At 35.7% G+C, this 22183-nt stretch carries 25 protein-coding genes; 13 read left to right on the top strand and 12 right to left on the bottom strand.

Going from position 1 to position 22183, the window contains the following annotated elements:
- The first annotated feature begins 16 nt into the window (after nt 1–16).
- The 6 genes from ACSHWW_RS06435 (at nt 17) to ACSHWW_RS06460 (ending at nt 5310) form a co-directional block, all read left to right on the top strand.
- Nucleotides 17–967: a PorP/SprF family type IX secretion system membrane protein gene (locus tag ACSHWW_RS06435; RefSeq protein WP_435681607.1), complete on the top strand. Its 951-nt coding sequence runs from the start codon at nt 17–19 to the stop codon at nt 965–967.
- Between the two features lie 20 nt (nt 968–987).
- On the top strand, nt 988–2871 hold the full coding sequence (locus ACSHWW_RS06440) for an OmpA family protein (RefSeq protein ID WP_435681608.1): 1884 nt from the start codon (nt 988–990) through the stop codon (nt 2869–2871).
- A 296-nt stretch (nt 2872–3167) separates the two neighbouring features.
- Nucleotides 3168–3473, top strand: a complete 306-nt coding sequence (locus ACSHWW_RS06445; RefSeq protein ID WP_435681609.1) for an HPF/RaiA family ribosome-associated protein — start codon at nt 3168–3170, stop codon at nt 3471–3473.
- Nucleotides 3466–3903: a hypothetical protein gene (locus tag ACSHWW_RS06450; protein WP_435681610.1), complete on the top strand. Its 438-nt coding sequence runs from the start codon at nt 3466–3468 to the stop codon at nt 3901–3903. The genes ACSHWW_RS06445 and ACSHWW_RS06450 overlap by 8 nt, the downstream gene beginning before the upstream one ends.
- Before the next feature lie 80 nt (nt 3904–3983).
- Nucleotides 3984–4961, top strand: a complete 978-nt coding sequence (locus ACSHWW_RS06455) for a TerC family protein (protein WP_435681611.1) — start codon at nt 3984–3986, stop codon at nt 4959–4961.
- Nucleotides 4962–5019: 58 nt separating this feature from the next.
- Nucleotides 5020–5310 carry a hypothetical protein gene (locus tag ACSHWW_RS06460; protein ID WP_435681612.1) on the top strand — a complete coding sequence of 97 codons (291 nt, stop codon included), beginning with the start codon at nt 5020–5022 and terminating at the stop codon, nt 5308–5310.
- A 54-nt stretch (nt 5311–5364) separates the two neighbouring features.
- On the opposite strand, the gene ACSHWW_RS06465 is transcribed toward ACSHWW_RS06460, so the two are convergent.
- From ACSHWW_RS06465 to ACSHWW_RS06515, 11 genes are all read right to left on the bottom strand, one after another.
- On the bottom strand, nt 5365–5979 hold the full coding sequence (locus ACSHWW_RS06465; RefSeq protein ID WP_435681613.1) for a nitroreductase family protein: 615 nt from the start codon (nt 5977–5979) through the stop codon (nt 5365–5367).
- Nucleotides 5980–6089: 110 nt separating this feature from the next.
- Nucleotides 6090–6341, bottom strand: coding sequence for an acyl carrier protein (locus ACSHWW_RS06470; protein ID WP_435681614.1), 252 nt, complete (start codon nt 6339–6341; stop codon nt 6090–6092).
- On the bottom strand, nt 6307–6915 hold the full coding sequence (locus ACSHWW_RS06475) for a hypothetical protein (protein WP_435681615.1): 609 nt from the start codon (nt 6913–6915) through the stop codon (nt 6307–6309). Before ACSHWW_RS06475 ends, ACSHWW_RS06470 begins: the two co-directional genes overlap by 35 nt.
- Nucleotides 6915–8195 (bottom strand): beta-ketoacyl-[acyl-carrier-protein] synthase family protein, encoded by a 1281-nt coding sequence (locus tag ACSHWW_RS06480; protein ID WP_435681616.1) that lies wholly within the window; start codon nt 8193–8195, stop codon nt 6915–6917. Before ACSHWW_RS06480 ends, ACSHWW_RS06475 begins: the two co-directional genes overlap by 1 nt.
- A gap of 2 nt (nt 8196–8197) precedes the next feature.
- Nucleotides 8198–8650, bottom strand: a complete 453-nt coding sequence (locus ACSHWW_RS06485) for a 3-hydroxyacyl-ACP dehydratase FabZ family protein (protein ID WP_435681617.1) — start codon at nt 8648–8650, stop codon at nt 8198–8200.
- A gap of 50 nt (nt 8651–8700) precedes the next feature.
- Nucleotides 8701–9483 (bottom strand): SDR family oxidoreductase, encoded by a 783-nt coding sequence (locus ACSHWW_RS06490; protein WP_435681618.1) that lies wholly within the window; start codon nt 9481–9483, stop codon nt 8701–8703.
- A complete protein-coding gene (locus tag ACSHWW_RS06495) occupies nt 9477–10529 on the bottom strand; it encodes a type III polyketide synthase (RefSeq protein ID WP_435681619.1) in 1053 nt (350 codons plus the stop codon). The genes ACSHWW_RS06490 and ACSHWW_RS06495 overlap by 7 nt, the downstream gene beginning before the upstream one ends.
- Complete coding sequence (locus ACSHWW_RS06500; RefSeq protein WP_435681620.1) at nt 10513–11229, bottom strand: methyltransferase domain-containing protein; 717 nt, start codon at nt 11227–11229, stop codon at nt 10513–10515. Before ACSHWW_RS06500 ends, ACSHWW_RS06495 begins: the two co-directional genes overlap by 17 nt.
- Nucleotides 11226–12341 carry an NAD(P)/FAD-dependent oxidoreductase gene (locus ACSHWW_RS06505; protein WP_435681621.1) on the bottom strand — a complete coding sequence of 372 codons (1116 nt, stop codon included), beginning with the start codon at nt 12339–12341 and terminating at the stop codon, nt 11226–11228. The genes ACSHWW_RS06500 and ACSHWW_RS06505 overlap by 4 nt, the downstream gene beginning before the upstream one ends.
- A gap of 42 nt (nt 12342–12383) precedes the next feature.
- Entirely contained in the window at nt 12384–12617 is a 234-nt protein-coding gene (locus tag ACSHWW_RS06510) for a hypothetical protein (protein ID WP_435681622.1), read from the bottom strand.
- A 60-nt stretch (nt 12618–12677) separates the two neighbouring features.
- The gene (locus ACSHWW_RS06515) at nt 12678–14678 is read right to left on the bottom strand and encodes an alpha-ketoacid dehydrogenase subunit alpha/beta (RefSeq protein ID WP_435681835.1); all 2001 of its coding nucleotides are present in this window, start codon (nt 14676–14678) and stop codon (nt 12678–12680) included.
- 107 nt (nt 14679–14785) lie between these two features.
- On the opposite strand from ACSHWW_RS06515, the gene ACSHWW_RS06520 reads away from it, so the two are divergent.
- From ACSHWW_RS06520 to ACSHWW_RS06540, 5 genes are all read left to right on the top strand, one after another.
- A complete protein-coding gene (locus ACSHWW_RS06520; RefSeq protein ID WP_435681623.1) occupies nt 14786–15736 on the top strand; it encodes an isopenicillin N synthase family dioxygenase in 951 nt (316 codons plus the stop codon).
- 55 nt (nt 15737–15791) lie between these two features.
- Nucleotides 15792–16013 carry a hypothetical protein gene (locus tag ACSHWW_RS06525; protein WP_435681624.1) on the top strand — a complete coding sequence of 74 codons (222 nt, stop codon included), beginning with the start codon at nt 15792–15794 and terminating at the stop codon, nt 16011–16013.
- A gap of 4 nt (nt 16014–16017) precedes the next feature.
- Nucleotides 16018–16224: a hypothetical protein gene (locus tag ACSHWW_RS06530; RefSeq protein ID WP_435681625.1), complete on the top strand. Its 207-nt coding sequence runs from the start codon at nt 16018–16020 to the stop codon at nt 16222–16224.
- A 15-nt stretch (nt 16225–16239) separates the two neighbouring features.
- Nucleotides 16240–16563: a translation initiation factor gene (locus tag ACSHWW_RS06535; protein ID WP_435681626.1), complete on the top strand. Its 324-nt coding sequence runs from the start codon at nt 16240–16242 to the stop codon at nt 16561–16563.
- A 178-nt stretch (nt 16564–16741) separates the two neighbouring features.
- Nucleotides 16742–19627, top strand: a complete 2886-nt coding sequence (locus ACSHWW_RS06540) for a M16 family metallopeptidase (RefSeq protein WP_435681627.1) — start codon at nt 16742–16744, stop codon at nt 19625–19627.
- 145 nt (nt 19628–19772) lie between these two features.
- Here ACSHWW_RS06540 and ACSHWW_RS06545 read toward each other — a convergent pair whose 3' ends face one another.
- Nucleotides 19773–19955, bottom strand: coding sequence for a hypothetical protein (locus ACSHWW_RS06545; RefSeq protein ID WP_435681628.1), 183 nt, complete (start codon nt 19953–19955; stop codon nt 19773–19775).
- Between the two features lie 200 nt (nt 19956–20155).
- Here ACSHWW_RS06545 and fumC point away from each other — a divergent pair, with 200 nt between their 5' ends.
- Both fumC and ACSHWW_RS06555 read left to right on the top strand, forming a co-directional pair.
- Nucleotides 20156–21550, top strand: a complete 1395-nt coding sequence (gene fumC, locus ACSHWW_RS06550; RefSeq protein WP_435681629.1) for a class II fumarate hydratase — start codon at nt 20156–20158, stop codon at nt 21548–21550.
- Nucleotides 21551–21673: 123 nt separating this feature from the next.
- A complete protein-coding gene (locus tag ACSHWW_RS06555) occupies nt 21674–22183 on the top strand; it encodes a DUF3124 domain-containing protein (protein ID WP_435681630.1) in 510 nt (169 codons plus the stop codon).

The raw sequence follows: 22183 nt of genomic DNA on the forward strand, positions 1-22183 counted from the left end.
AAGAAAGATGATAAACATGAAGAACATTTATACCACATATATATTTCTAGCCGTAGCACTTTTTGCTGGTTGGAACAGTACTGCGCAGCAAGATCCGCAGTTCACGCAATACATGTATAACCAGAATATTATTAATCCTGCTTATGCCACTGGTAATACGGCCGAGATTAATCTAGGTGGATTATACCGTACGCAATGGGTAGGACTTGAAGGCGCTCCTAAAACAGCTTCTCTATTTGTCCACTATCCAGTGAGTGAACGTGTTGAGCTAGGACTCTCATTTACTAACGATGATATAGGAAACGTAGTTACTGAAAATAACATCTATGCAGATTTTGCATACATCTTACCAGTTTCTGAAAAAGCAAAATTATCCTTAGGAATTAAAGCTGGTCTTACTTTATTTGATGCCAACTTTGATGGTTTTAATTTACAATCTGGAGGCGTAGGAACTGATGTTGCATTTAATGAAAATGTAACCCAAAGCTTTCCAAATGTAGGTTTAGGAGCTTTTTACTTTACAGATAAGTATTATGTAGGACTATCTGCTCCTAACCTTCTAACTACCACACATCTTGAAAATGAAAACGGAATTCAGTCTACAGGAGTTCAGGAAATTCATTTCTTTTTAACCAGTGGATATGTATTTGATATTAACAAAAATGTCAAGTTCAAACCAGCATTTATGGTTAAAGGAGTTCAAGGCGCACCACTTTCACTTGACCTTACAGCAAATGTATTGTTCAATGAAAAACTTGAAGCTGGACTTGCTTACCGATTTGGTGATGCTGTTAGTGGATTAGTAAACTTTAGAGTAGCACCTAACCTGCGAGTAGGATATGCTTATGACTATACCGTTAATAATTTAGGGAACTTCAATACAGGTTCTCACGAGATCATGCTATTGTTTAATGTAAAATCAAAATTTTGGAAGAGTGGTTACGATCGTTCTCCTAGATTCTTTTAAAATATACTATACTGACTATTATGAGATTAATCATAACTTCTATACTTACTATGTTGTTTGTTGCAACATCAGTAAACGCTCAAAATTTAAGCTTAAAAAAGACCAATAGACTTTTTAAAGATCAAGCTTATAAAGAAGCCATTGAAAATTACGAAAACTTAAAACAAACGGAGCAAGTCCTTAAAAATCTAGGAGATAGTTACTACTTCACCGGTGATATGGCCAAAGCTGCGTTTACCTATTCCAAAATTGAAGATAACTACGGTGCAATTGAGGACTACGATAGAATCTATAGATATGCTCAATCTTTACTTGCATTAGAAGATTACGATAAGGCTGACCGTTACTTGCTTTATTATCATGGTAAAGACTGGAATACTAAGGAATACATAAAAGAATTAAAGAAAATCACTCCTCATAATTTTAATGTTGCCACGGTTAATAATCAAGGAACTAATAGTGATTTTGGGATGACGTTTTTAAATGCAAACCAAGTGGTCTTTGCCTCTTCCCGTAATTTAGACCGACCTGTTTATGCTTGGAATGGACTACCATACTTGGATTTATATAAAGCAACTATCGATGAGTATGGAACGCTGGGAAACATCGAGCCATTCAGTGAGGTAAATACAAATTTACATGAGAGTAATGCTGTGTTCACTAATAACGGTACAGTAATGTACTTTAATAGAAACAATGAGAACCGTGTTAAAATAGATGATTCTCGTGTTTCAAATATGAAGATATATAAAGCTGAACTTATAGAAAGTAAATGGACAAACGTTGAAGCTCTATCGTTCAATAACGATATGTACAGTGTGCAGCATCCTGCCATCAGTAAAGATGGTAAAACGCTTTACTTCTCTAGTGATATGCCAGGCGGTTTTGGTGGATTTGATTTGTATAAAGTTGCTATTAATGAAGATGGCACTTATGGAACACCTCAAAATTTAGGTAAAGAGATCAACACACCACACTTAGATCAGTTTCCATACATGAGTGATATTAATACTTTGTACTATGCAACAAACGGTAAACAAGGTGTAGGTGGACTTGACATTCATAGAAGTGATTTAGTGAATGGAGAATTCACAACTCCTATTAATCTAGGAACAACTATAAACAGTTCCCGAGATGACTTTGCATATATCGTTAATGAAAAAACTGATAAAGTATTTTTCTCGTCTAACCGTTCTGGAATCGATAAATTATATCAATCTGTAAGAGAAGATAATATCCTTACTAAATATGCTGTGAGTGGTGTCGTTCAAGACAGTATTTCTGGTAAATTGCTTCCTGGTTCGTTAGTATCACTACTAGATGAACGTGAAATCTTAATAGATGATATGATCGTAGGAAAAGATGCGAGTTATTTCTTTAAACTCGATCCTAATAAAAAATACACGATAAGAGGAACTCGTAAGTTGTACATCCCACAAAATGTCCAATTCTCAACAGATAAAAATGGAAGTATCTCTCATGACATCATGCTTACCATGCTTTCTTATCAAGATGCAGAGGAAACTATAAAACCAGATCGTAAAGGAGATGTTCAAGTAGAACTGGATCAAATATTCTTTGACTTTGATAAAGCAGTTATAAAGCCTGAGGCAGCAAAGACTCTAGATAAACTTGTAACAATAATGAAAAAATATCCGGCGATGTACATCGAGGTTTCTTCACATACAGACGCGCGTGGAACTAGTGAATACAACCTAGAACTATCAAATAAGCGAGCTGCATCTACTATGGAATACTTAGTAAGTAGAGGTGTTGAGCGCCGTCGTTTGAGAAGTATAGGTTATGGTGAGATGCAACCACTTAACAATTGTGTGAGTGAAGGAATGTGTAGCGAGGATGAATACCGCATTAATAGAAGATGTGAATTTAAGATTGTGAAGTAAATCACCCATTATTTAAACATAATCCCAAATGCTATTCATGAGTGTTTGGGTTTTTTTTATGCTGTAAAATTAGTGTACACGCTTTCGCGAAAGCGTAAATTCAATAAAATCAAGGTCTCATTATTTTAAAACACATTATAAATCTACTGCTCTATTTATGGCAAATCAATGAGTTCTAATAGGATATTAACGAGAATGCGATGGAATTCTTAATCTTAAGCTAATGCGGCGTTAAAGCTTTTCTAAATAGGAACTAAGAACTTTAAATAAGTTGTAATTTAAATCAAAAATTAATCATGCAAATAGACTTTAATTATCAGCAAGTCTCTGGAAGTACAGAGCTAGAAAACTTTACTAAGGAAAAATTACAAACCATCTTTGATCGTTACTCATGGGTTTCAAGAGCAGATGTTTTTTATAAAACAGAAAACACCTCTACTCCAGAAACGGGAATGATTGTAGGTATACGATTGAGTGCTCCAGGACCTAGATTGTTTGCCGAGGAATCACTTGGAACTTTCCATGAATCTGTCGCTAAGGTTGTTAGCCAACTTAAATCACAATGTGAGAAACGTAAATCTGAAATGATAGACCATGCCTAACCAAATGACCGCACTTAATAACGATAAACATGTCCTCATTCTCTTTTATAATTCTGAGATTAAGAATCATAAAGAGATTCTAGCTTATACAGTTAGTGCCGAAAAGGACTGTCACACGATTGACATTTCTAAAACCAAGGTAACTGGAACCGTATGGGCTGATCTGGCAGATTTAATGAACATTACAGTTCCTAATCTTATAGACACATCACATTCCACGTTTGAAAATAGATATGGAAAAGGTACTAGCCTGGACGCAGATGATACAATTAAGATCTTACAAAAAGATCCTGAAATGTTGCTATTTCCTATTCTTGTAAAAGGAAATAATGTAAAAGTGATTAAAACGTACAATGAGGTATTGCGTTTTCATGAATCTGACACAGCTGGAATTGAAAAAACTCCGCTAGGTAAGAAAAACGAATATTAAACTTTTTTTTTAAATTAATTAAAGGCTTTGATTTTTATGAATCAAAGCCTTTTGTTTGTAATACTTTATTTGAATCGGTTATGATTATATGGATTTCCTTTGTTGCTCTTGTTATGGTGTTTCTAGCTCTAGATTTACTAGTTTTTAATAGAAATGCTCATGTGATATCAACTAAAGAGGCTACTAAGTTTACAGCATTATGGGTTTCTATAGCACTTGCTTTTACGGGCGCTATTTACTTTATCTATTCAGGTGAGCTAGTTGCAAATCCTGAGAACCTATCTTCTGGTAAGGCATCTCTAAAGTATCTTACGGGTTATCTCATTGAATTATCTTTAAGTATCGATAATATCTTTGTGATTGCGATTATTTTTAAATCGTTTGCAATACAGCAAAAATATCAGCATCGTGTGCTGTTTTGGGGAATTGTAGGTGCACTAGTTTTTAGAGCCATAATGATATTCTTTGGAGTTGCTTTGATTCATCAGGTATCCTGGATGACCTATGTTTTTGGAGCTTTTTTACTTTACACAGCGTTTAAAATGCTCACCAGTAATGATGAAGAATTTGACCCTAAAAACTCCTCTATTTATAAATTGGCTAGAAAATGGTTTCCTGTCACAGATCGCATAGAAGGCCAGCAATTATTTATAAAAAAAATGGGGAAACGTATCGCTACTCCATTGTTTCTTGCTTTAGTGGTCATTGAATTAACAGATGTTCTTTTTGCTCTAGATTCTATACCAGCCATTCTCGCCATTACTTCAGATCCTTTTTTAGTTTTCTCAAGTAATATCATGGCGATAATAGGCTTACGTAGTATGTACTTCTTTCTGTCCAACCTATTAGATAAATTTCAATATATCCATTTCAGTTTAATTGCTATTCTCACTTTTGTAGGTATAAAAATGCTATTAGTTCATCATTATGTCTTTCCTGAATGGGTTTCACTTGGATTCATTTTTATTGCTTTAATGGTAGGAGCTCTTCTATCTAAATATTTTCCAAGCAAGGAATCAAACACTACTGAGGCTCTAAATACCGAAAAGAAACTTTAACATTTTATTGAAAACTAAGTACTTAAAGTTTTACGTATCTATCTTAAATACTCTTAAGATGATCACATTCAATTACAAACACACGCAACAGAAGCAACGTTTAGAATCGATTTTTAATAATGAGTTATCGGCGTTTTTAAATGATTCTATAACATTAATATTAGTTGAGTTTAAGTTAACGATAGATGAAAAATTAAGAACCAAAGAAGAAATAGTAGCTACCATCCTAATGGATCAACGCAAGGTTTTATTCAGAGCACAAAAAGGAAGATTTAAGCACTCTGCTATATCAGTTATAGAAGAAGTTAAGAGATTTTTAATTCAGAATAGCGCTGCTCAATCAGCATAAAAAAAAGGCTTTAGTTCAACTAAAGCCTTTTTTTATTATAAAACTATTTATCAATTAAAGTTCTTCTCTATGAATATAGCTTCCATTAAATAGAAATTCGTTTTGTTTTTTACGTTCACGCTTTTTAGTTTCTTCGCTTTGTAAATCATCTGGTAATTGCTCCAAGTCATTACTGTAATAGCCTACTGCAATTGCTGTTGCGACATGAAATTGTTCAGGAAATTCAAATTCCTTTTTTGAAGCTTCAAAATCTACTCCAGCCATTTGGTGCACTGCTATTCCCATAGAATGAGCCTGTAAAGCCATATTTGCACTAAACTGACCTAGATCATGTAATGCATGATAATTATCCTTACCGTCTGGCGTTTTAGTATCAATAACTCCTAACATCAAAACCGGAGCGTTTTTTGCCCATGATTGATTAAATTCTGCAAGATGCTTCATGATACGATCATAAGTTTCACTTCCTTTAATTCCCCAAACAAAATTCCAAGGTTGAAAATTATTACTACTCGCTGCCCATCTTCCCGCTTCAAATAAAGACTGTAAGTCCGTTTGTGATACTGGCATGTCTGTAAAAGCTCTGGGACTCCACCTATTTTTAATGACATCTATTATAGGATGATCGTTTGGAGTTTCTTTTAAAAGTTGATTAGTTGAATTACTCATTTTTTTATTTTCAATTTAGATAAGAAAAGTAGTTTGAATCGAGTAATTCAGATAGTATTATTACAATTTTAATAAGCTTTTAAGGTTATGAATACATTAATAACAAAGTATTAAGATTCTAGTTTACTAACCACGATTTCTACCGATTGTGAGACCGTTTGCATCGCTTCCATATCTTTTTCATCGAGTGTAATGTCAAAAGCGTCCTCTACATCTAGCGCTATATCCACTAAATGTGCGCTGTTGATGCCTAAATCTTGCATGAGATGACTATCAGGTTTTATACGTGCGGCATCCACATCTTGAGGTAAGTACACCTTAACGATATCATGTAATTTCTGTTGTATTTCTTCTTTTTTCATAGACGTTTTTCAAATAATTAAAGCAATACTGCAACATAGTGATAAACAAAGTAAGTCCCATAAATAGTAAAAGCTTACCGCCTAAACCTAAAACCACATCAATCCACGGAAAATCCATCAAAACTTCAGGTGGCATAAAATCCCTATGGAACATGACCGTGAACAAAACAAATTTTTCTATTCCCAGAGTAAAAACTAAAACGGGAACTAATCTGTAGATGAAATATGTTCTAAAATGCTTCCATCGATACATTTGAGTCACTGCAAAACAGAATATAGGAGATGCAAAAAACAGGATCTTATAAGCTCCTGAAAGTTCATTAGTGAACCAATTATTATTAATTTTAATAGATAATATCAGTTGAATTACATGAACGATAAAATATAAAAACCCTATATAAACAATTGTATTGCAGGCCTTTAAATCAATACTTCTAGGGACTTCCTTTTTCTTGAAAAGAGGTAAGAAACTGAAATACATCCAACTCCAAACTAAAAAACCCACAATTATATCAAATTCAATGACGCGCCTCGCAACATTGAGCCATTCATAAATATCTAAGTAGTAATCCATTAGTCATAGCGTTTTAAAACCACCGCAGCATTCACATCGCCAAAACCAAAACTAGCTTTTATAAGAACATCTATGTTTGTAGAAACAGTTGCTGTTGGTATTTTATCTAGATCATACAGCTCTTTAATTTCTGGATGTAGATCTGTAATGTTTTGATTTGCAAACACTTCTTGGTATTTTAACTGTAGCAAACTGCCCACTAATTCTATGCTTCCAGCTGCAGCGAGGCAATGTCCAATAGAAGATTTAAAACTGTTTAAATAAGGTTTAGATTCTTTTAATTCCAGTGCCTTTACCCAATTTGCAACTTCATAAGCATCTTTTCCTGTAGCAGTAACGTGACCATTTATAGCTTGGACATCATTTTCTTCAATTTTTGCGTCACTTAAAGCTTGTTTGATACAACGTTGAACCGCTGTACCATTAGGTGCTGTCATGCTTCCATCGGCACGATGTCCTCCAGAATTTAATGCGCCACCTATAACTTCTCCATAAATAGTTGCACCGCGTTCTAGTGCACTTTCTAGCTCTTCTAGAACTATAGCTCCTGCTCCACTTCCTGGAATAAATCCTGCCGCGTCGTTAGAAAACGGACGGCTGGCATTTTCTGGTTGATCGTTATAGCTAGTTGGTAGAATACGCATTGCGTCAAATCCGCCCCAAATGTAAGGTCCAGAATCACTGGTGGATCCTACAAGCATTTGCTTTGCTTTTCCATAAGCGATACGCTCATAACCCATAATAAAAGCCTCAGTTCCTGTACAGCAAGCACTTGAGTTACTGGTTACTAAATTCCCGGCTCCTAATTCTCCGCTAAGCCACGCACTTATACCACTAGTCATGGTTTGAATTACGCTGGTGCTTCCTAATCTGCGCACGCGTCCATCATCTATTAAATGGATTGCTTCTCTAAATTTCTCGCCACCACTCTGACCAGTTCCCATAATGATTCCAAAATCGGCAAGCGCATTTTCTTTACCTGCTATTTCTAATCCTGCATCACGGAAAGCATCTTTTCCTGCTATCACTCCATACACTAAACCTGTGGCTTTCAAACCTCGCAATTGTAAAGGTGTAAAGTAGTCAGCTACTTGTTCCTCAGTAAGTTGTGGTGTTCCAGATACATGACAACCGAATTGTAAGTCAGCAAGCTGCTGGTCGTATCTCAAACCGCTTTTTCCAGTTTTTAAAGCATTATAAAAGTCGGCAAGGTTAGTTGCATTAGGTGCCACAACGCCCATTCCTGTCACGACTACTCTTTTTAAGGAAGATTTGTTCATAGCTATGTAATTTTGTTGTCGCTTACAATCATTCCGCTCACCCAACCTTCTGCAATTTTTTGCTCGTTTTCATCAACCATTTGAACTAGACATTTTAATTTCCCAAAACGGAAATATTCCTTCCTAGCACTAACGATCACCGCTGTTTTGGGCCTCACAGTATTATTGAAGACAATGTGGTTCTCTGTAAACACAAAGTTTAAAGCACTTTTATCTGCTCTCATCAAATAAGATCCTAAACAAGCCAAGCCTATTTGTGCCATACATTCTATAAGTATCACTCCAGGCGTGATAGGATTGTTTAAAAAATGATGTTTATAGAAGTACTCGCTTTCGCGAAAGCGATATACACCAATAACGTGCTCCTCATCCATTTCTAAAATTTGATCTACAAATTTGAAGCCATCTCCATAAGGTAGATTTGCTACTATTTTATCAAATTCATCTAACAACATACACTTAAGTTATACTTTATATTAACGCCTTTAAATACTTTAAAGACAATTTATTGCAACGATTCTCCACCGTCAACTTTAATAACATTTCCTGTAATCCATTGTGATTCCTTGCGCGCCAGTAAATAAACAGAATTTGCAATATCTTCTGGTATGGTTAATCGCTTGTTTGGGTTACGTTTAAGAGTTTCTTTTTTCAGTTCTTCATACATGGGAATGCGTTGTAAACTGCTCGTATCAGTTACACCAGCTTGAATACAGTTTGCCGTGATTTGCGCACTAGCAAATTCTATAGCTATATTTCTGTTGATTGCTTCAAGTGTTGCTTTGGCGGCACTTACTGCGGCATAGCCTTTCATAGGTCTGGTGTTACCTTCACTAGTGAAACTAATAATTCTTGCCGGTTGCGCAAACATGTCTTCTTGAAACAACTGAGAAACCCAACTGTATAGGCTTATTCCCATAGAGTGAATCGTTTGTTGAAAATCACTAGTTGATAAAATTTCATCGCCAGTCATGGGCTTTAAATTACCCTTAGAAATACTATGCAACAAGAGATAAATAGAATTTTCATTAATAAAACTCTTAATTTGAGGCATTACTTTTTCAAATTGGTCTTCTCGTGTAGCGTCGGCATTAATGGTGAGTAATTCTACATTATGTTTTCTGATAGCATCAAATCGTGTTTGAATCTCATTCATTTGCATTCTGGACGCTCGATAGAGAATTATTAAGTTCATACCATGCTCAGCTAATTTTAAAGCACTAGCATAGCCTAGACCACTGCTACCGCCTAAAATAATACCATAATGCCCTTCAAATTCTCTTACCATTCTAATAATATACGTTGTGCTGTAAATCCAGGTCCGAAGCTCAGCATTAATCCGCGTTCTCCTGGTCGCACATTTTGATTCATAAAACGTTCCAATACAAATAACACCGTAGCACTACTCATATTTCCATAAAGTCGTAAAACTTCTTTAGTATCATCTATATTTTTGCCTAGTCCTGCAAACAGATTTTCAACAGTTTGCACAATTTTTTTTCCTCCAGGATGAAATATCAAGTGATCTATGTCTTCAATAGAAAGTCCTTGTTTCTCTAAAAACGGATGGATAATCGCAGGAAAATGGGTTGCAATAGTTTCTGGAACAGCTTTATCGAGTACCATTTGAAGTCCGCTATTTACGAGGTCAAATCCCATCATATGAGTAGCATCTGGAAAATGGTACATCTCGTGTGCTTTCATTTCTGGTCCATCATCATCTTCATGAGAAGAAAGTAATACACAAGCACATCCATCCCCAAAAATAGCTGCACTCACCATATTTGCCATGGAATAATCTTCGAGCTGAAAAGTAGCTGTTGGAGCTTCTATCGCTATAACTGCAGCTTTTTTACCAGGATTTGCGGTTAGGAATTGTTGCGCATAGATTAAACCAGATACTCCTGCGACACAACCCATTTCAGTCACAGGCAGTCTATAAATATCCTGTCGCATTCCCATACTATTGATTAAATAAGCATCTATAGACGGAATCATAATTCCGGTACAACTTACAGTGATGATATAATCTAGATCTGTAGCTTGCCAGTTTGCTTTTTCAAGTGCTTTGCCTACCGCTTTCTCTGCCAGCGGAACGACTTCTCGTTTATAAATTGCATTGCGATCTTGAAAAGAGGTTTTAGTAAATACTTCAATCGGATCCATGATGGAATAACGCTTATCTACAGCGGCACCTTCAAAAATCTTGATGGTTTTGCGACGTAAACGCTCATCTTGATCAGCGAGCCATGTTTCTACAAACGGCAAGATCTCTTTCGTTTCTTTATAATACTTAGGCAATTGCGTGGCAACTGCTTTAATTTTTACACTCATAAACAGGAATTAACCATATAAAACGGAACGACCACTTCCATTGAACCTGGTCATTTTTAAAAGGGACTAATTGAGCATACTTCTTAAAGTCTGCACGTTTAAAACCACTTGCGATAGAGATTAAACCATCGTGTTTTGAAATTTCATTCTTTATAAAAATAAGACATACCAGTTGAAAAAGGTGGTAAGCCATCTTACTTCTATGTAAATCATTGATAATTATAGAGTGAGTCGTAATTTCTTTAAATTTCTTTAGAAAGCTAACAATCTCATTATCATTAAAGTGATGCATGGTCAGTGTGCTCGTTAATATATCACAGGAAATATCGGCTGGATCGATTTTAAGAATATCGCTTTCGCGAAAGCGTATTCTATCCAAGCCTGCACTTTTCAATCGAGCTGCTGCAATAGATTTTGCACTGAAGTCTAGTCCTAGAAACTGTACTCTTGAATCTGTAATGTGGTTTTCTAGATACCGAAGCATAGCGCCGTCACCACAACCAGCATCTACAATAGTTATTGATTCTTTTTTTATATCAAGTAATTGCTTTTCAACAGCGTTTAACGTGAACTTAAAACCGCCCAGCCATTTATTGATCTTATTAATATCATCCACCGCATGTTGCAAAACGACCGCATCAAGATTAGGGTCATCCATCCATTCCGGATCTGAATTTCTATGTTGGTCCTTATATATCATGGTTTGATGGATTGACCATGGGTTTTTTTAATAATTATGGGTAGAAGATATGGAAGTCGTTCTAGAAGTGTATAGGCGATATTTGTATAGTTTTCTTTCAATAAAATACGTTGTAGCCATCTACCATAGCGCAATCTTGACTTGAATGTAGATTTCCATTCTGTACTATAATTAATAAGCATTTGATCTCTTGTGATCTTTTTATTGAGGTATTGAGTCACATGTTGAGAAGCGATATGTGCGCTGTGAATAGCCATTGCCATACCATTACCGCATAAAGGATGGATTAATCCAGCTGTGTCGCCTATCATAATCAACTTGCCTTCAACAGGTTCTTTTTGTTCAAATGATATTTGAGAAATAGTAATAGGTTTTTCCCATGCGGGAATTGCGGTCGCAAAAAATTGTTTGAGTGCATCGTTCTTACAGAGTACTTCATCATTAAATACGTCGATGTCTTTATGCTTCTTGAAAGAATCATAGTTTGCTAGATAGCACAAATTCACTTTGCCATTTTCTACTTGCGATAAACCGGCATAACCACCATTAAAGGCATGGAGTTCTACGAGGTCACTGGACATATCATAATCGTAATGCATTTTCACGGCTAGCCATGGCGACTTTTTCTTGATAAATGAACGGTCTAGTTTTTTATCGAGTATAGAGCGTTTTCCCGTTGCAATGAGAACTTGTTTAGCTTGGTAAACAGTATCTCCTGCAACCACTTGAAAAATATCATTGATGTAATTTACATCACTAACACGTTCTTTGAAAAAAGTAGCTTTTAAACTGGCTATTTTAAATAACTCATAATCTAATAAATGTCTTGAAATTCCTTTGCCGCCTAGAGGTAGTTGAGTAGTTTCTATACTTTTTGAACCTCGTGAAAAAGAAAATCTATTAATATTAACTTGGGATAGTTCTTCTAAGTTAATTCCTAGCGACGTTAGAAAAGGATTGACTTCTAGACTTAAATACTCTCCACACATCTTGTGTCGTGGATAGTCATCTGGATCGATGACTAGAACTTGAAAAGTTTGTGATAGTTGTATAGCAGCGACTAGACCAGCAAGTCCACCACCAGCAATAATAATGTCATAATTCTTTTCCACCTGTTAAAGGTAAGAACTTTCACACTAGAATGTAATAGTTAATTAATTGTTTGAATTCAACTTATCAGCTTCTCTCCTTTTGTTACGCTTGTAATTGTATTTAAGTAATAAATACAAACCTAATAAAAAGGCAAAAAGACCTAATAATATTCTTCCCGTCATCCCTAAAGAGCCTTCACTAGGACCAAAAGCCACAAGGAAAGTAAATAGAATAGTTAAAATCCACAACGCATAACGGAAGTTGTGTAATTCATTAAGAACTCCTAATAATTTCATTTTAAAGTTTAAATAGTGATATAGGGGAACTCAAATTTATTAATTCTTACAAATTAATTCTTAATAATTTAATAATTCTTTTACACAATCTTTCAGTTTATCCACTGGAAGATAGCTGTTTTCGAGTCCTTTTTCAAATGGGATAGGTGTATCTATACTACCTATTCTTCTTACAGGAGCGTCTAGAAATTCAAAGCAAGTTTCACCTATAAAGCCAGCAATATCCGCTGCTACGCTTCCTGTTAAGTTATCTTCGGTTAAAACAATCACCTTATTAGTTTTGCGTACAGAAGCAACTATACTATCCTTATCAAGTGGTACTAAACTACGTAGGTCAATAAGGTCAATATCATAGTGCATTTCGTCGATTAATTGCATTGCCCAGTGCACTCCAGCTCCATAAGTAATAATTGACAGATCATTTCCAGTTCTAATTGTAGCCGCTTTCCCTAATGGAATGTTATAATATCCTACGGGAACATCTCCATATATACTGCGATAAAGTGCTTTGTGTTCAAAGAATAATACAGGATTAGGATCTTCTATGGATGCCGTGAGTAATCCCTTAGCATCTGCAGGGAAAGCAGGATAGACTATTTTAAGTCCAGGAATGGTATAAAACCAAGATTCATTAGTCTGTGAATGGAACGGTCCAGCTCCTACTCCAGCACCACATGGCATTCTCACGACTACATCGGCGGTTTGACTCCAGCGATAATATGATTTTGCTAGGTAATTAACAATCGGGTTGAAACCACTACTTACAAAATCTGCAAACTGCATTTCCACCACGGCTTTCATTCCAGCAATGCTTAATCCCATTCCTGTTTCCACGATAGCACTTTCACAAATAGGCGTATTACGCACTCTATCGTTTCCATATTTTTCTACAAATCCATCGGTAATTTTAAAAACTCCACCATATTCTGCAACGTCTTGCCCCATAATGACTAGATCATCATAACGTTCCATCGCTTCATCGAGCCCATCTTTTATGGAATCTATTAGTCTTATGTTAGTCGTTTCTTTGCTTGCGGGAACTTCCACAAACTCGTGTGGAGCAAACACGTCTGCTAGTTCTTGCTCGGGTGATGATTGAGGTAACGCTTTCGCGGAAGCGGTTTCAAGACCATCATTTATAGCTTCTTTAAACTCAGTGGTCCACATTTCAATTTGCTCGCTAGTAATGTGCTTTTCATCCAAAAGATATTGTTCAAAACGAGTCAATGGATCGCGCTGTTCCCAGTATTCCATTAAATCCTCTGGGACGTACTTAGTACCACTCGCCTCTTCATGTCCACGTCTTCTAAAAGTTTTAAACTCAATTAAAACGGGTTTAGGATTCTCACGCATTTCATTCAATATCGCCGATACTTTTGTGTAAACTTCAACAATATTATTACCATCAATAATGTGTGATTCCATACCATAACCTAGTGCGCGATCTGCGAGATTTTCACAATTATACTGCTCACTGGTAGGTGTACTCAATCCATATCCATTATTTTCAATACAAAATAGGACTGGTAAATTCCACACACTGGCTACATTCAGCGCCTCATGGAAATCACCTTCGCTCGTTCCGCCTTCTCCAGTAAATACTGCAGTGGCGCGACCTGTGTTTTTTAATTTTTGAGCAAGTGCGATCCCATCTGCCACACCTAATTGTGGTCCTAGATGAGAAATCATTCCCACGATATTATAATCTTGAGTACCGAAATGGAAACTACGATCTCTACCTTTTGTAAATCCTTCTTCTTTACCTTGCCATTGAGCAAATAATTTCCACAGCGGTATTTCTCGAGTAGTAAATACTCCTAGATTGCGGTGCATGGGAAGAATGTACTCTTCTTTTTGCATCGCTGCTGTAACACCTATTGAGATTGCTTCCTGACCTATTCCAGAGAACCATTTTGAGATGCGACCTTGACGCAACAAAATAAGCATTTTATCTTCAATAGTACGTGGCAACAGCATGTGCTTGTATAATTGAACTAGTGTTTCTTTGTCAAGATTGTTTTTGTATAAATCAGTCAGATTTTGTGGGCTGGTTTCAGTCATGATGTAAAATAGATAATCAAATGTAGCATAATCGATTATTATAGCTACAAAAGGCACAAAAAAGTGTGAGGCATTTACTAACTTTGTTATCAACACAATTTTTTATCATGACTAATATCCCAAGCGTTGACCTAGCAGATTTTCTAAGTGATAATCCTAGCAGAAAGCAAAAATTTATAGATGAAATAGGAAAAGCCTATGAAGAAATAGGTTTTGTAGCTTTAAAGAACCATTTCCTATCTGAAGAACTTGTCGAGAATCTTTATGGAGAAGTTGAGAAGTTTTTCAAACTTCCTGTGGAGACTAAGAAAGGTTATGAACGAGTGGAAATAGGTGGGCAACGAGGTTATGTTTCCTTCGGTAAAGAACATGCAAAAGGTAAAAAAGAAGGAGATTTGAAGGAGTTCTGGCATTTCGGTCAGGAAGTTGCTCCAGATGCTAATATTAACGAAGACTATCCAGATAATGTAGTAGTTGAAGAATTACCTGATTTTAATAAAACAGGTATGGAAGCTTATCGCATGCTAGAGAAAACAGGAATTCATGTTTTGAGAGCTCTTGCGTTACACATAGGTCTTGATGAATATTATTTTGACCACTGGGCTAGTAACGGGAATTCTATTTTGAGACCTATTCATTATCCACCTATTACAAGTGAGCCAGATAATGCTGTACGTGCAGGTGCTCATGGTGATATCAACTTGATTACTCTATTAATGGGCGCAAGTGCACCAGGTTTACAAGTACAACGTCGTGATGGAGAATGGCTGGACGCTATTGCTCAAGAAGACGAACTGGTTATTAACGTAGGTGATATGTTACAGCGTCACACTAACAATAAATTAAAATCTACGATTCACAGAGTTGTAAATCCACCTAGAGAATTATGGCACACGAGCCGCTACTCTATTCCATTCTTTTTACATCCACGTAGCGATATGAAATTGGACTGTCTGGATGAATGTGTAGATGAAAACAACCCAAAACAATACGACGACATTACCGCTGGAGATTTCTTGCATCAACGTCTTGTAGAGATAGGATTGATTAAAAAGTAAGGTGTTTAGTTTATAATCATAACTTCACTACATGATTAAATTATAAAATAAAATCATGACCAAATCAATTTTAGGAGATTTTGCTTTTTACGGATTTGTATTAACAGCAACCCAAATAGTGACTAACTATACAGACGATAATCCAGTTCCGCTTAGTGAGTTATTTACGTTGAGATTAATTATTATCATATGTGTTGCTGTGGCGATAACGACAGGAATCCTACATTTATTTAGAAGAAGTAGTTATTATAAATCTCAAATAGAAAAAGAACAATAGAACTATGACTAAATCAGTTTGGGGAGATTTATTATTTCTTGTCGTTTGTTTATTAAGTGCTGATTTATTTAATAATTATGTTGTTGAAGAAGAGCCGTTAGCATTAAAAGAGTTGTTCTCAGTTGGACGAGTAGTTTCTCTGGCAGTTGGTATTGCTATCGGGTTAATGATTGGGCACTACTTTAGAAAAAATAGAATAAAAAAGAATTAGATAAAAGATAAGATTTTGGACTTAAGCGATCAATTAAAAAACTTGTTCCCTGAACACGATTTTAAAGAAGAAGAACAACCCGAGAAAAGCAACGTATGGTTACAAGATGACCCATTGCAATGCAAGTTTGAAAAACGAAAGGGAAAAGTAAACACCGTAATAGCAGGCTACACTGGTGCCACAGCAGATTTTAAAACACTCGCCAAAGAGATTAAAACCATGCTCGGTGTAGGCGGTAGTTTTAAAAACGATGAAATCATTATTCAAGGTGATTATCGCGATCGTATTATGGAATTTTTAAAAGAAAAAGGATTTAAAGTGAAGCGTGTAGGCGGCTGATCCAATTCATTTATAATTATTTATAAAGCTCATTCTTATAATAAGAATGAGCTTTTTTATGTGAAGAATTTATTAATTACTCTTCCTACAAAGCTTCATTGTTTACTTTTATTGTCCAAAACGATTGAATACGTTAATAAAAGAAGAACTTTAAAACAAACTAATTAAAACTAACATCATGAAAAAACACTTTTTAAGTTGGCTAGCACTAGCCTCTTTACTTGTAGTTGCTTGTGGAGGTCCTAAAGCGACTACCACAAATCAAACAACAACTACTACCACAACGACCACCACGACTACAACTACAGTTAAGGATGGAATTGATTTATCAGCTCAAATCCCTATGGATCCTGCAGTTAAAACAGGAAAACTATCTAACGGACTTACCTATTATATTCAAAATAATGGTAAACCTGAAGATAAAGTAGAACTAAGACTTGCTATTAATGCAGGTTCCATTCTTGAAGATGACGACCAGCAAGGTCTTGCTCACATGATGGAGCACATGAATTTTAATGGAACGACTAACTTCCAGAAAAACGATCTTATCGATTACCTACAAGGAATAGGTGTAAAATTCGGTGCAGATTTAAATGCTTACACCAGTTTTGATGAAACGGTTTATATTCTTCCTATCCCTAGTGATGATCCAGAAAAGCTTGAAAAGGGTTTTATGATCTTATCAGATTGGGCTGGTGGCGCAATTCTAGATGATGAGTCTATTAATGATGAGCGTGGAATCATACTTGAAGAATCTCGTACTGGTAAAGGTGCTAGTGACCGTATGAATAAGGTGACTTTACCTGTAGTATTTGCAAACTCTCGTTATGCAAAAAGATTACCTATAGGAAAGGATGACATTATTAAAAATTTTGATCCTAATGCGATACGTCGTTTCCAGAAAGACTGGTACCGTCCAGACCTTATGGCTGTTGTAGCTGTAGGAGATCTTGATGTTGCAACACTTGAGGCTAAGATTAAAGAGCATTTTGGAGCAATACCAGCAGCTAAAAATCCTAGAAAACGTGAAGAATATAATATTCCTAATCACGAAGAAACTCTAGTAGCAATTGCTCAAGATCCTGAGGCTAGTTTTGCATCTGTTCGTATTCAATATAAAGATTCTAAACCAGCTACAGCAACAACAACCGTTGCTGAGTTAAAAGAAGATTTAGTTAATGGTCTGTTTTCTCAAATGATGAACAAGCGATTACAAGAGCTTACATTAAAGCCTAATCCACCATTTATTTTTGGGTCTTCAAATTATGGAGGTCTTGGAGTAAGAGGTAAAAATGCTTATTCTTCATTTGCCGGAACAGCACCAGATGGTCAGTTAACAGCATTGAAGACATTACTTGAAGAAAATCAAAGAGTAAAACTATACGGTTTTCAAGATGCAGAATTAGAAAGAGCAAAAACTACTTATAGATCTTATTTTGAGTCTTTTTATAAAGATCGTGATAAAAGAGAAAGTGGTCGTATTGTAGGTTCTTATGTAAACTCATTCCTTCAAGGCGATGCAGTTCCTAGTCCAGAGTATTCTTATGAAATGGCTATGAAATTGATGCCTACTATTACTCTTGCAGAGATCAATGCAAAAATGGATGATTACATTCATGATGATAACCGTGCTATTGTTTTCACTGGTCCAGAAACTGAGATTGTACCTACTAAGGAACAAATCTTAAAAGTGATTGACGACGTAGCAAACAGTAAAGTTGCTGCTTATGTAGATACTGAAGTTCGTGAAAACTTAATCGAGAACCTTCCAGCAGCAGGAGCTATTGCAAAAACTGAGAAGAACGATAAATTAGGTACCACTACTTATACATTAAGTAATGGAGCAACAATCACAACGAAGAAAACTGACTTTAAAAATGACGAAGTTTTAATGAGTGCTTACTCTTATGGAGGAACTAGTTTATTCTCTGACGCAGATTATAATGCAGTAAATCAAGCAATGGGTGGTGTTACTGAAGGTGGAATTGCTGGATTAAATCAAGCCGACATGAGTAAATTTATGTCTGGGAAATTGGTTCGTGTGAGTCCTAGAGTAGGAACTATTAGTGAAAACTTTAATGGAAGTTCAACTCCAGATGATCTGGAGACGATGTTTCAACTCGTTCATTTATACTTTACAGACATTAATAAAGACACAGAAGCATATCAATCTTACATCGATAAGCAAAAATCTTTTCTAGGTAGTTACCTTTCTAGACCAGAGGCTTATTTTGGTAATGAAGTAAATGAAATGCGTTATGGATCTAACCCTAGATATTCAGGATTTCCTACACCAGAGATGATGGACGCTGCTGACTATGATAAAGCTTATAATTTATTTAAAGAACGCTTCTCAGACGCAGGAGACTTTAACTTCTATTTCGTTGGAAATATTGATGAAGCACAAATCCAAGATTATGCTAAAAAGTACATCGCTAGTTTACCTTCAACAGGCAAAAAAGAAATGTATAAAGCCACTGAATGGAGAGAAGACTCCAATAAGCCACGTAAAAAAGTAGTTAAAAAAGGATTAGAAGAGAAAAGTACCGTTCAGATCATATGGACTGGTGAAGTACCAGCTTACAGTGCCAAAGAAGATATGGCTCTAGGAGCACTAGGAGAAATTGCATCTATTAAAATTCTAGAAACTTTGCGTGAGCAAGAAGGTGGAATTTATGGTGGTGGTGCTAGAGGAGACATGAGTAAGCTCTCCTACCCTAGTTATAACTTTAGTATCTCATTCCCATGTGGACCAGATAATGTAGATAAATTAGTAGCAGCAGCGCTTAATGAACTTGAAATTATTAAGAAAAACGGACCTACAGATAAGGATATGAATAAAGTGAAAGAGGCCTATTTATTGGAACATAAAGAGAATTTAAAGAGTAACAGATACTGGTTAAATTCACTGTACAGAGCAGACTATGAGCAAAGAGATGCAAATAAAATGCTAGAATATGAAAACGCCGTTGCAAAGTTAAGCAAGGCTGATGTTCAAGCAGCTGCAAAAAAGTATATCACTGAGAATTATTTACTAGCTGTACTTCTACCTGAAGATCAATAGGAAATAGATAATTTTAATTAAAGTGCTGCCTTAACCGGTGGCACTTTTTTTATGTAATTCAATTAAAATTTGTTTGACGTTTTCAAACATGAAAAAGCCGTGTAGAGGTTATCTACACGGCTTTTTATATATGATAATCAGATAATTAAGCGTTATCTGCCTCGAGTGCTTTTTTCTTAGCTTCTTTCTTCATTTTCATCTTTTCCATTAAAGATCCAGTGATCCAGTATGGAATTGCAAAAAGAGTCAAGAAAAGCATTAACCAGAATCCTATGGTTAATATTCCTAAAAATGCTAAAAATCCTAAGTATTGATCAAATTCAAACATTGTAATTGTATTTGGTGCAAAGATATACGCTTTCTGTAAAAAAAAGAAGTGATATCTAGGATTTATTAACAGGTAATTGTTAGTAAAGTGTTGGTAGTATCACGCTTTCGCGAAAGCGTGTAAATAAAGAACCTTAAAGCCTTCTAAAAGTGAGTAATTAAAACAGCCTCAAAACTTATATTTGTCGAAAATATGGAATCATGGCATATCGTATAGAAAAAGATACTATGGGGCAAGTTGAAGTCCCAGCAGATAAATTATGGGGCGCGCAAACGCAACGTTCTCGTAATAATTTTAAAATAGGTGCTGCAGGAAGCATGCCTCTAGAAATCGTTTATGGTTTTGCTTATTTAAAGAAAGCAGCAGCATATACAAACTGTGAACTGGGTGTTCTTGCTGAGGAAAAAAGAGATTTAATTGCACAGGTGTGTGATGAGATTCTTGCTGGAAAGCACGATGATCAATTTCCGTTAGTAATATGGCAAACTGGTTCTGGAACACAGTCTAACATGAACGTGAATGAGGTGATTGCAAATCGCGCACATCAACTAGCAGGAAAGACTATAGGTGAAGGAGAAAAAACTATTCAGCCTAATGATGATGTGAATAAATCTCAATCTTCAAACGACACGTTCCCTACGGGAATGCACATAGCTTGTTATCAAAAGATTGTAGAAAACACTATTCCTGGTGTAGAGCAATTAAGAAATACACTTCAAGCTAAGGCTGAGGCTTTTAAAGACGTAGTTAAAATAGGTCGTACACACTTAATGGACGCGACTCCACTTACTATAGGTCAAGAGTTTTCTGGATATGTATCACAATTAGATCATGGATTGAAAGCTTTACGCAATACCATGGATCACTTGAGCGAGCTTGCTCTAGGTGGAACTGCTGTAGGAACTGGATTAAATACTCCAGCTGGTTATGATGTTAAGGTGGCTGAATATATTGCTCAATTTACTGGATTACCATTTGTAACTGCAGGCAATAAATTTGAAGCACTTGCTGCACATGATGCGCTTGTAGAAACTCATGGAGCTTTAAAACAAATTGCTGTTTCTTTAAATAAAATAGCTCATGATATAAGAATGCTAGCAAGTGGACCACGTAGCGGAATAGGCGAATTAATAATTCCAGCAAACGAGCCAGGAAGTTCTATCATGCCAGGAAAAGTAAACCCTACGCAAGCTGAGGCAATTACTATGGTTTGTGCTCGTGTAATGGGTAATGACACTACAGTTACTGTAGGTGGAATGCAAGGTCACTTTGAACTCAATGTATTTAAGCCAGTAATGGCTGCTGCAGTACTAGAAAGTGCACAACTTATAGGAGATTCTTGTAGAAGTTTTGACGAGAATTGTGCGGTAGGTATTGAGCCTAATTATTCTAAAATCAAATCATTGCTTGATAATTCATTAATGCTTGTAACAGCTCTTAATACGAAGATCGGTTACTATAAAGCAGCTGAGATTGCAAATAAAGCGCACGAAGAAGGATCAACACTTAAAGAAGCTGCATTAGCTCTAGGTTATGTAACCTCTGAGGAGTTTGATGCATGGGTGAAACCTGAGGATATGGTGGGACATAGATAGATTGTTTTACTATATCTAATTATAAAAGCCACTTCTCTATTTGAAGTGGCTTTTGAATTATTTAAAATCAAGAGGCTTATCATAATATTGCTTAAATTTAATCTCTATTAAATTTGGTTCACGATGAATAATAAATATCTTTCTTTGATACTGGTTTTCTTGTTTTTGAGTTGTCAAGAAAATAAAGAAATCAGTTCTATCAATCCTGAAAACTGGAACAAACGTAGTATAGATATCAGCTCTAAAGATTCTTTAGAGTTTGGTAAATCATATTTATCTATTTATTCTCAAGTGTATAGCATTTCAGAGCATAAAACTCAGAATTTAACGAGTATGGTGAGCTTAAGAAACACCAGTGACATAGATTCAATTTATGTTTTAAAAGCAGAGTATTATGACACGTACGGTAAATCTGTACGAAAGTATTTTGATAAGTCTATTTACTTAGCACCATTAGAAACTGTTGAGATTATAATCGACGAAAAAGATATTTCTGGAGGAACTGGATCTAACTTCATTTTTGAATGGAAAACGCCGCAAAATTGTCCAGAACCTATTTTTGAAGGAGTAATGACCTCTGTGCTAGGTCAACAAGGGCTTTCATTCACCACACAATCTAAAAGAATACAATAA

It is taken from the genome of Nonlabens sp., from assembly GCF_051251825.1.
Classification (GTDB): Bacteria; Bacteroidota; Bacteroidia; order Flavobacteriales; family Flavobacteriaceae; genus Nonlabens.

Excerpts from the sequence above, each read along its gene's own strand:
- ACSHWW_RS06485 (WP_435681617.1), bottom strand. The coding sequence starts at position 8,650 with ATGTTGTTAGATGAATTTGATAAAATAGTAGCAAATCTACCTTATGGA.
- ACSHWW_RS06445 (WP_435681609.1), top strand. The coding sequence starts at position 3,168 with ATGCAAATAGACTTTAATTATCAGCAAGTCTCTGGAAGTACAGAGCTA.
- ACSHWW_RS06480 (WP_435681616.1), bottom strand. The coding sequence starts at position 8,195 with ATGAACAAATCTTCCTTAAAAAGAGTAGTCGTGACAGGAATGGGCGTT.
- ACSHWW_RS06455 (WP_435681611.1), top strand. The coding sequence starts at position 3,984 with ATGATTATATGGATTTCCTTTGTTGCTCTTGTTATGGTGTTTCTAGCT.
- ACSHWW_RS06520 (WP_435681623.1), top strand. The coding sequence starts at position 14,786 with ATGACTAATATCCCAAGCGTTGACCTAGCAGATTTTCTAAGTGATAAT.
- ACSHWW_RS06510 (WP_435681622.1), bottom strand. The coding sequence starts at position 12,617 with ATGAAATTATTAGGAGTTCTTAATGAATTACACAACTTCCGTTATGCG.
- ACSHWW_RS06490 (WP_435681618.1), bottom strand. The coding sequence starts at position 9,483 with ATGGTAAGAGAATTTGAAGGGCATTATGGTATTATTTTAGGCGGTAGC.
- ACSHWW_RS06435 (WP_435681607.1), top strand. The coding sequence starts at position 17 with ATGAAGAACATTTATACCACATATATATTTCTAGCCGTAGCACTTTTT.
- ACSHWW_RS06525 (WP_435681624.1), top strand. The coding sequence starts at position 15,792 with ATGACCAAATCAATTTTAGGAGATTTTGCTTTTTACGGATTTGTATTA.
- ACSHWW_RS06530 (WP_435681625.1), top strand. The coding sequence starts at position 16,018 with ATGACTAAATCAGTTTGGGGAGATTTATTATTTCTTGTCGTTTGTTTA.
- ACSHWW_RS06500 (WP_435681620.1), bottom strand. The coding sequence starts at position 11,229 with ATGATATATAAGGACCAACATAGAAATTCAGATCCGGAATGGATGGAT.
- ACSHWW_RS06465 (WP_435681613.1), bottom strand. The coding sequence starts at position 5,979 with ATGAGTAATTCAACTAATCAACTTTTAAAAGAAACTCCAAACGATCAT.
- ACSHWW_RS06440 (WP_435681608.1), top strand. The coding sequence starts at position 988 with ATGAGATTAATCATAACTTCTATACTTACTATGTTGTTTGTTGCAACA.
- ACSHWW_RS06540 (WP_435681627.1), top strand. The coding sequence starts at position 16,742 with ATGAAAAAACACTTTTTAAGTTGGCTAGCACTAGCCTCTTTACTTGTA.
- ACSHWW_RS06555 (WP_435681630.1), top strand. The coding sequence starts at position 21,674 with ATGAATAATAAATATCTTTCTTTGATACTGGTTTTCTTGTTTTTGAGT.
- ACSHWW_RS06470 (WP_435681614.1), bottom strand. The coding sequence starts at position 6,341 with ATGAAAAAAGAAGAAATACAACAGAAATTACATGATATCGTTAAGGTG.
- fumC (WP_435681629.1), top strand. The coding sequence starts at position 20,156 with ATGGCATATCGTATAGAAAAAGATACTATGGGGCAAGTTGAAGTCCCA.
- ACSHWW_RS06495 (WP_435681619.1), bottom strand. The coding sequence starts at position 10,529 with ATGAGTGTAAAAATTAAAGCAGTTGCCACGCAATTGCCTAAGTATTAT.
- ACSHWW_RS06515 (WP_435681835.1), bottom strand. The coding sequence starts at position 14,678 with ATGACTGAAACCAGCCCACAAAATCTGACTGATTTATACAAAAACAAT.
- ACSHWW_RS06475 (WP_435681615.1), bottom strand. The coding sequence starts at position 6,915 with ATGGATTACTACTTAGATATTTATGAATGGCTCAATGTTGCGAGGCGC.
- ACSHWW_RS06460 (WP_435681612.1), top strand. The coding sequence starts at position 5,020 with ATGATCACATTCAATTACAAACACACGCAACAGAAGCAACGTTTAGAA.
- ACSHWW_RS06450 (WP_435681610.1), top strand. The coding sequence starts at position 3,466 with ATGCCTAACCAAATGACCGCACTTAATAACGATAAACATGTCCTCATT.
- ACSHWW_RS06545 (WP_435681628.1), bottom strand. The coding sequence starts at position 19,955 with ATGTTTGAATTTGATCAATACTTAGGATTTTTAGCATTTTTAGGAATA.